Source organism: Fibrobacter intestinalis, assembly GCF_900167415.1.
Taxonomy (GTDB): Bacteria; Fibrobacterota; Fibrobacteria; order Fibrobacterales; family Fibrobacteraceae; genus Hallerella; species Hallerella intestinalis.
This window is the reverse complement of sequence record NZ_FUWU01000011.1, coordinates 61,658-69,840: the sequence shown is the minus strand read 5'-3', so window position 1 is coordinate 69,840 and position 8,183 is coordinate 61,658. Positions and strand designations below refer to the sequence as shown.

Below are 8,183 nucleotides of genomic sequence, written 5' to 3'. Positions count from 1 at the left end.
AAGGCTCCCTTCCAGGGACAATTCGTCTAAAAGAGTAAAACTCTTAAGACTCATGGGCAGCCCCCTTTTCCCTTCACCCTATCCCCCGCCACGCTTTGTGGTTGGAAGTTTTAGGTTCTGGGGTAGAATTGGATATTGTGCCGTGGAGAGAGGAAGAGTTCTTCTTTTCACACGTGGGATTTTCTTTCACACGGTGAACTCAGTTACCAGTTATCAGTTCCAACTCCCAACTCCTAACTCCCCCCCCCAAATCACTAACTTGTTTCAGGGATACTTCAATTATGGAATCGGAAATTCCAAGTTTCAGGAATCCTCGTCGGATGCAGCCGTTTCTCCTATGAACCCTAACAACTAATAACTGACAACTAATCACTCCCCCCCCTAATTTACCTCTTGACTTCGAGTCGTCTCTAAATCGTATATTTTACAAAAACCGGAGTTCCGATGTTCCTTATTGTTCTTTCCATCGTCGGCATAATCGGCATTACTGGCGTCGGCATTCTCAACCAACCGCAATTCGGAAAAATTCCCAGCGGCAAACGCTTGGAGCGCATTGAAAAATCCCCGAATTACAAAGACGGCCATTTTCAAAATCAAGAGCCCACCGTTACAATGACGGGTGACGAAGGCTCCTTTCAAGCCCTGCTCCACTTTCTATTCAAAAAATACCCGAACACCGTTCCCGATTCCGGGCAAATTCAAGCAATCCGCACAAACCTGAAAAATCTGGATCGAAATAAAGACCTTTTTGTCTGGTTCGGGCATTCCTCTTACCTGCTCCAACTTTCGGGAAAACGCATTCTTGTCGATCCGGTTTTTTACGCGGGCGCGCCTTTTGAATTCATCAACAAACCTTTTCCGGGAACAGACATTTACAAGCCGGAAGATATGCCGGACATCGACTATCTGATTATTTCGCACGACCACTACGACCATCTGGAATACCGGACGGTCAAAGAACTTCAGCCCCGCATTGCGCAAGTCGTTACAGGACTTGGCGTCGGCGAGGATTTTGAATATTGGGGATTTCCGGAAGAAAAAATTTCGGAATTGGATTGGGGCGATTCCCTTGCCACGGGCGACGGCTTCAAATTCCACTGCCTTCCGGCGCGGCATTTTTCGGGCAGAAGCGTTTTTCCGCAGAAAACCCTTTGGGCATCGTTCCTCGTGGAAACTCCGGACGGGAAGAAAATCTTTATCGGCGGCGACGGCGGTTACGGCAAGCACTTTCAGAAATTGGGAGAACAATTTTCCGACATCACTTTGGCCATTTTGGAAAACGGTCAATACAACAAGGATTGGAAATTGATCCACACCCTGCCCGAAGAACTGGAAAAAGAAACGATGGAGCTTGGAGCGCAACACGTTGTCACGGTGCACCATTCCAAATTCAAATTGTCTTACCACCCATGGAACGAGCCGACGCAAAACGCCAAAGCACTTCAAGAAAAGGGGCTTCCCGTCATAACGCCGACCATTGGCGAAATCGTGGAGATTCCGTAAATTTTTTGAAAATGAATTTTTAGATACGCTCTTCAGAATTGCGAAAGGAATCTCTGGTCGTTCGAGGTAATCAAACCGATTTCCGGAATTTCGTGGCGGAGCATCGCTATGCGGTCAAGACCGAAGCCAAAGGCGAAGCCGGTGTATTTTTCCGGATCGATTCCGCAATTTTTAAACACATTCGGATCCACCGAGCCGCAACCGCCGATTTCCATCCAGCCGGTTCCCTTGCAGCGTTTGCAGCCCTTGCCGCCGCAGAACACGCAGCTCACATCCATTTCCGCAGAAGGTTCCGTAAAGGGGAAAAAACTCGGACGGAAGCGCGTTTTGACGCCTTCGCCAAAAAGCTTGTTCATAAAAATCTGCAACACGCCCTTGAGCTGGGCGAATGTGATATTTTCATCGACGACAAGTCCTTCGCACTGCTGGAACATGGGAGCGTGAGTCGCATCGTTATCGACTCGGAAGACGTGGCCCGGCGCAATCATGCGGAATGGCGGCTTGTGCGTTTCCATGTAGTGAATCTGCGTGTCGGAAGTCTGCGTGCGAAGCATGACCTTGTCGCCCAGGTAGAACGTGTCCTGCATATCGCGGCTGGGATGATCGGGCGGCGTATTCAACGCTTCGAAATTATACCAGTCCGTTTCAATGTCCCGGCCCGAATCGACGGCGAATCCCATCTGGCTAAAGAAATCGATAATCTCTTCGCGCACGTCGTAAACAGGATGCGTGGACCCCGCAGGAATGCCATTCCCCGGCAAGCTGATATCCGTCCAGCCTTTTTCCAGTTCCGCTTCCAGCGCCTTTTTGTGCGCTTCTGCCAGCGCATTGTCAATGTGTTCCGAAACGAACTGTTTCAATTCGTTCACCTGTTTTCCAAATGCGGGCCGCTCTTCGGCGGGAAGAGTTCCCATCTGCTTCATCATGCCGGTGACTTGACCTTTTTTGCCAAGCCACTTGACGCGGAGCGCATCAACGGCGTCTTTTGCGTTCAAATTCGTTTGGGCGAGTTCGGTTTCAAACTGTTCGCGGACTTTAGAAATGCTTTCGTTCATCATGGCCTACAATGTAGAAAAATGTTTTTACTGCCGTTAGTCTTGCCGTCAAAGCGCATTATTCCTTTTGAAAAGAATCGCACGTTTATGATTCCGTCAAACGATTTTTGCGATAATGCGGAGCGGTCTTTTTCACAAAGAACAAGAAGGATGCCAGCAATAACACTCCGCAGCAAAAAAACATGGTTGCGTAAGAGAACGATTCGGCAAGCGGTCCACCCACAAGAATGCCAAGCCCGATTCCCAGATCCCAGCCGGTCAGGTAAGTACTAGTCGCGGTGCCGCGCTGGTCGTGACGAGCGAGATTGACACACATCGTCTGGTAGCCGGGAAAAACAAGCCCCAGACCGCAGCCAATGAAAAACGCCGAAGCGAGAAATAGAAATGGATGGGGAAACGCAGAAAAAAGAAGGTAGGCGGAAGAAACAAAAAGAAGCCCAATGGAAATCAGGCGGGTCAGGTAACCGCGGTCAATCAACTTGCCGGTCAAAAGTCGGGAAGCGATAAGCCCAATGGCGATAAGCGCATAAAAATAGCCGGAACCGGAAAGGGAATTCTGTTTGGCATACAAGGCGATGTAATTGGTCAGCGGGCCATAGGCGCAACCGATTAAAAGCATGTTAAAAAATTGAGGGATGGCTCTGGTCAGAAAAAATCGGTCGAGAGAAATCGGTGCGGCATTCTTTTTGATGGCTTTCGCTTTCGGGTGAATGCAAAGGATGAGAATCAACCCGATGACGCACAAAACAACGGAAAGAGCGATAACCGGAATTTCGCCGAACGCTTCGTAAAGGAACATTCCCGTCATGGGTCCCGTGGCAAAAGCCAGATTGGTGGTCACGCCGAAATAGCCGATTCCTTCGCCCCGCCGACTGGACGGAAGAACGTCAATGGCAATCGTATTTCCCGCAGTGCTGGCGATACCAAAACAGATTCCGTGCAAAAAGCGGAAAAGCCCGAGCAAAAAAAGAGTTCCCGCAGCGACATAGCCGATAAACATGGACGCGAAAAAGAAATACATCACAAGATAGAGCGGTTTTCGCGAAAAAGAATCCACCAGAAAACCAGCGAAAGGACGGCAGAACAACGCGCCAATCGTGTACAGCGAAATGATAATTCCCGAGACCGTGGCCCCCGTGTGAAACTTTTCGAGGATGTAGAGCGGAAGAATCGGCAGCAATTCGTAAAAGGCGAAGAAAAGTAGAAAATTGGTGATGCCGACTAAAACAAAAGTTTTAGACCAAAGTTTTTCCATATCGCACAATGTAGAAATAATCGTCCCGATATCCCATTCCAAAAGAAAAAAACGTCCATTGTTAAAGAAAGCTCTCCGATTTTTATAAATTCTCTTTGCGGAGAACAGAAGCACTTTGTCCGAGGATTCATGCAGAAAAAAGAAGAGCCCTATGTGGAAATCGGCGACGTGAAAACGTTGCAAAAAGAGCGACAAAAAGAAGCGGACAAAAAAGCGGCGAGCAAACAGGCCGAAAAAGGAGCGTCTGATTTGCAGAAAGGGCTGGCGATTTTTCTTTCCATTCTTGCTGGACTATATACCTTTTCCCCTATCGATATTTTGCCCGATGCCATTCCGGTCTTGGGGTGGATGGACGATTTGGGCGTGTCGGCATTTGCAGTACTCAATGTGGTGCAGCAATTTACGAGCAATCAAAAGTCGCTGCTGGTGAAAATCGTCAAGTATTTCAAATGGTTCCTAATTTTGGCGACCGTCGGCATTGTTCTGCTATTTGGGGGACTTGTCACCGCCATTGTCGCCTTGATTGTAAAATAATCGTGCAAACAAATCCGGGAATTTCCAAGCGAAATTCAAAAGCACCAACGGCGGGCAGGTTTATTTTCTACATTTGCCAGCGAAACAATTTTTCAAGAGGATACCATTATGGCTATTTCTGCTGTTCTTATTTTTGGTGCTCCGGGTTCTGGAAAAGGAACTGTCGGCGCAAAACTCGCAGCGACCACTTCTCTGAAGCATCTTTCCACGGGCGACATTTTCCGCGGCATCGCACCGTCGAGCGAATCGGGCAAATTGCTCGCCTCCTATTCGAGCAAAGGCCTTTTGGTCCCAGACGAAGCGACCGTCAAAATTTTTGAACGCTATGTAGAAGGGCTGGTAAACACGAACAAGTTGAACCCGGAAAAGGACACCCTCCTTTTGGACGGCATCCCTCGCACGGTCGCTCAGGTCGATTTGATTCGCCCGATTGTCGATGTGAAACATATCTTTGTACTTGACATTCAGGACGAAGCGACGATCGTCGCCCGCCTTTTGAACCGCGCCAAAATCGAAGGACGCAAGGACGACGCCGACGAAAACGTCATCAAGAACCGCTTGAACGTTTACAAGGACTCCACCGCGAAAGTTCTGGAAAAATACGACCCTAAAATCATCAGCCACATTGTGGGCGACAACACGCCGGACGAAGTATTCTGCGACGTGCTTCGCGCATACGTAAACTTCAAAAAGAACGCCTAGTTTCCTTTGTTTCTCGATGAAAAAGAATCGCCAATCAGCGATTCTTTTTTTGTTTTTTCTATCTTTGGAGCGCATCAATATTTAGCGGCAAGGAGTCTTTATGGCAACGTTGGTAATGGTAAACGGCATTCCGGGAAATATGGGAAAAATCGTGGCGGAAACCTGCGTCAAGCGAGGATTGGAACTGGTTCCCTATTCTTTGACCGGGGAAATCATCGTCGAAAATGAATCGGAAGTCGCGGGCAAGAACATCCAGCTTTTGAAACCTTCCAATCGGGAAGCGCGCATCGGCGAAGTCTTGGAAAAATATCCGGGACTGATCGCCGTCGATTTTACGCACCCGACCGCCGTGAACGATAACGCCGCCTTTTATGTGGCGCACAAGATTCCGTTTGTCATGGGAACGACCGGCGGCGACCGGGAAGCCCTGAAAAAACTCGTCGCCGAAGCGAATCACCCGAGCGTGATTGCGCCGAATATGGCAAAGCAAATCGTTGCATTCCAAGCGATGATCGAATGGCTTTCCCAAACATTCCCGACGGCATTTTCGGGTTACAAGCTCTCCATTGTCGAAAGCCACCAGAAAACCAAAGCGGACACGAGCGGAACGGCAAAAGCGGTCGCCCACTCCTTTGCGAACATGGGCTTGAACATCGACGAAAGCCAGATTGAAAAAGTGCGCAACGACAAGGAAGCGATGGAACGGATGGGAGTTCCAGAAGCCTATCTTTCCGGACACGCCTTTCACACCTACAGCCTCGACAGCGAAGACGGCACCGTACATTTTGAATTTCAGCACAACGTATGCGGGCGGAAAATCTATGCGGAAGGCTCCGTCGATGCCGTGAATTTTTTGGCGGAAGAATTGAAAAAAGGTTCCGCAAAACCTTTCGATATGATGGACGTTCTGCGTTCCGGCAGAATGCGTTGAGGAATTATGAATCATCCCTTTTCTTTAGATTTGACTCAGCGTCCGCGCCGTAACCGAAAAAGCGTAACGGTTCGTGATTTGGTTCGCGAAACGGAACTTTCCGTGAAAGATCTGGTTTATCCGGTGTTCATCATGGAAGGTTCCCAGCGAGAGGAACAAATTCCTTCGATGCCGGGAATGACCCGCAAAACCGTCGATGTCCTGTTGAAAGAAATCGAAGAATGCGTGGCGTTGGGCGTTAAAGCCATCGCTCCGTTCCCCAGCATTGCCGAAGAAAAAAAAGACCGGACAGGCAGCGAAAGTTTCAATCCCGACGGACTTGTACCGACTTGCGTTCGGGCCATCAAGGAAAAATTTCCGGAAGTTGTCGTGATGACGGACGTCGCCCTGGATCCGTTCAATATCGACGGGCATGACGGCATTGTTTCGCCGACGGGTGAAATCCTCAACGACGAAACGGTGGAAGTCCTGTGCAAAATGGCGGTCTGCCATGCGAAAGCCGGAGCCGATTTTGTTTGCCCATCCGACATGATGGATGGACGCATCGGAGCGATTCGGGCAGCATTGGACGCCGAAGGGCTGACAAGGACTTCCATTATGGCGTACAGTGCCAAATACGCATCCGCATTTTACGGGCCTTTCCGAGACGCCTTGGATTCTGCACCCAAAGCGGGCGACAAAAAAACATACCAGATGGATCCGGCAAACCGCAAGGAAGCGATTCGCGAAGTCGCCCTGGACATCGAAGAAGGCGCCGACATGGTGATGGTAAAACCGGCGTGCTACTATCTGGACGTTTTGCGCGAAGTGGCGGATTTTTCGGAAGTTCCTGTCGCTGCGTATCAGGTCAGCGGCGAATATGCCATGCTTTGCGCTGCGGCTCAAAACGGTTGGCTGGATCGCCGTCGAGTCGTTCTAGAAAGCCTCATGGGAATCAAGCGCGCTGGCGCAAAAATCATTTGGACCTATTTCGCAAAAGAAGCGGCAAAACTCTTACAAGAGGAAAAATAAAATGAATAAACTGGCGGGAATGTTGGGATTTGGCGTGATGATGTTGGCGGGATTGGCGCAGGCAACGCCCCCACGTACATGGGATGCGATTTTTCATGCAGAAGGTTCGGGGGAATACGAAAGCGTTCCCATTGTCGGGCAAGTCCGTTTTATGACCTACGAATATTACGGAGAAAAGCAGCCTGTATCGTTTGCAGTAAAAGGCGACAATGTGGAATTTGTGGTTTCCGGCGTGATGAAAGTCCCTGCCGACACCATCGAGAACAAGCGTTTCTACGGGCTTTGCAACAAAACGAAAGAAGCGTGGATTTCTTACGTCCAAGGGCCACAGGCTTTCGGAAAAGAAAATTTGATTGTCGATATCAAGGGCGTGGATTTGGCTTGCGACGACGAATTGTATGCGCTAAAAGATCTGCGCATCAAATTCAAAAATGCCACAGCGCAAAAATACTGGAAAGCGAATAAAGAACGCTCGGAAAAAGTCAAGCGGGATTCGCTGGCGGCGTTTCGGATTCGGGAACAGGAGCATTTCCAGGAAGTCAAACGCAATTCCGGATTCATCACGGACACGCGGGACGGACAAGTTTACCGGGTGATAAAAATCGATGGTCGAACCTGGCTTGCGCAAAATATGAACTACAACATTCCGGGAGAGTCCTGGTGCTACGACGACAAGGATACTTATTGTAGCCGAAGCGGGCGCTTGTATTCTTTGGAGGGTGCGCGCAAGGCTTGCCCCAAAGGATTTCATTTGCCGCGGGACAGGGAATGGCAAGACATGCTCACGGGCCTAACCGGCTGCTATGACGGCGTTCAAAAATGCGAAGCCTTTGCCTCGAAACTCAAAGCGCGTTCCGGTTGGCAAGGCGGAGGCGGAACCGACGAATACGGATTTACGGCGTTTGGATCCGGGCGACGCGAAATTTTGGGCCGCGGGCATCGCTACGTGGAAATGGGAGAATATACCGCCTTTTGGAGTTCGCAGAACGGTCGCAATTCGACCATTTGGATTTGGGTCCTCGGACGCATGGGCGACAACATGGTGCGTGAATTGGCTCCGCGTCCGGAAAACGGCTACTCGGTTCGCTGCATTGACGGAGACTGATGGAATAAAATTGAGAATTTGAAAATGCCGCGCATGCGGCATTTTTTGTGGGAATTATGGACAATCTTCCAGCAAATACTTGCAATT

8 protein-coding genes are annotated in these 8,183 nt (G+C 49.6%); 6 read left to right on the top strand and 2 right to left on the bottom strand.

The features are described from left to right. Nucleotides 1–444: 444 nt before the first annotated feature. Nucleotides 445–1,503, top strand: coding sequence for an MBL fold metallo-hydrolase (locus tag B5D40_RS04640; protein ID WP_078775959.1), 1,059 nt, complete (start codon nucleotides 445–447; stop codon nucleotides 1,501–1,503). A gap of 32 nt (nucleotides 1,504–1,535) precedes the next feature. Here B5D40_RS04640 and pheS read toward each other — a convergent pair whose 3' ends face one another. Then, nucleotides 1,536–2,558: a phenylalanine--tRNA ligase subunit alpha gene (gene pheS / locus B5D40_RS04635; RefSeq protein ID WP_078775965.1), complete on the bottom strand. Its 1,023-nt coding sequence runs from the start codon at nucleotides 2,556–2,558 to the stop codon at nucleotides 1,536–1,538. Nucleotides 2,559–2,643: 85 nt separating this feature from the next. Next, a complete protein-coding gene (locus B5D40_RS04630) occupies nucleotides 2,644–3,813 on the bottom strand; it encodes an MFS transporter (RefSeq protein ID WP_078775964.1) in 1,170 nt (389 codons plus the stop codon). 129 nt (nucleotides 3,814–3,942) lie between these two features. Between B5D40_RS04630 and B5D40_RS04625 the strand changes: the two genes are divergently transcribed. The 5 genes from B5D40_RS04625 (at nucleotide 3,943) to B5D40_RS04605 (ending at nucleotide 8,096) form a co-directional block, all read left to right on the top strand. Then, nucleotides 3,943–4,347 carry a YkvA family protein gene (locus B5D40_RS04625; protein WP_078775958.1) on the top strand — a complete coding sequence of 135 codons (405 nt, stop codon included), beginning with the start codon at nucleotides 3,943–3,945 and terminating at the stop codon, nucleotides 4,345–4,347. 108 nt (nucleotides 4,348–4,455) lie between these two features. After that, a complete protein-coding gene (locus B5D40_RS04620) occupies nucleotides 4,456–5,049 on the top strand; it encodes an adenylate kinase family protein (protein ID WP_073305229.1) in 594 nt (197 codons plus the stop codon). Between the two features lie 100 nt (nucleotides 5,050–5,149). After that, nucleotides 5,150–5,980: a dihydrodipicolinate reductase gene (gene dapB, locus B5D40_RS04615; protein WP_073305231.1), complete on the top strand. Its 831-nt coding sequence runs from the start codon at nucleotides 5,150–5,152 to the stop codon at nucleotides 5,978–5,980. 6 nt (nucleotides 5,981–5,986) lie between these two features. Next, complete coding sequence (gene hemB, locus B5D40_RS04610; RefSeq protein WP_078775957.1) at nucleotides 5,987–6,991, top strand: porphobilinogen synthase; 1,005 nt, start codon at nucleotides 5,987–5,989, stop codon at nucleotides 6,989–6,991. Nucleotide 6,992: 1 nt separating this feature from the next. Continuing rightward, nucleotides 6,993–8,096 (top strand): fibrobacter succinogenes major paralogous domain-containing protein, encoded by a 1,104-nt coding sequence (locus B5D40_RS04605; protein WP_073305235.1) that lies wholly within the window; start codon nucleotides 6,993–6,995, stop codon nucleotides 8,094–8,096. Nucleotides 8,097–8,183: the final 87 nt, after the last annotated feature.

Excerpts from the sequence above, each read along its gene's own strand:
- B5D40_RS04640 (WP_078775959.1), top strand. The coding sequence starts at position 445 with ATGTTCCTTATTGTTCTTTCCATCGTCGGCATAATCGGCATTACTGGC.
- pheS (WP_078775965.1), bottom strand. The coding sequence starts at position 2,558 with ATGAACGAAAGCATTTCTAAAGTCCGCGAACAGTTTGAAACCGAACTC.
- B5D40_RS04630 (WP_078775964.1), bottom strand. The coding sequence starts at position 3,813 with ATGGAAAAACTTTGGTCTAAAACTTTTGTTTTAGTCGGCATCACCAAT.
- B5D40_RS04625 (WP_078775958.1), top strand. The coding sequence starts at position 3,943 with ATGCAGAAAAAAGAAGAGCCCTATGTGGAAATCGGCGACGTGAAAACG.
- B5D40_RS04620 (WP_073305229.1), top strand. The coding sequence starts at position 4,456 with ATGGCTATTTCTGCTGTTCTTATTTTTGGTGCTCCGGGTTCTGGAAAA.
- dapB (WP_073305231.1), top strand. The coding sequence starts at position 5,150 with ATGGCAACGTTGGTAATGGTAAACGGCATTCCGGGAAATATGGGAAAA.
- hemB (WP_078775957.1), top strand. The coding sequence starts at position 5,987 with ATGAATCATCCCTTTTCTTTAGATTTGACTCAGCGTCCGCGCCGTAAC.
- B5D40_RS04605 (WP_073305235.1), top strand. The coding sequence starts at position 6,993 with ATGAATAAACTGGCGGGAATGTTGGGATTTGGCGTGATGATGTTGGCG.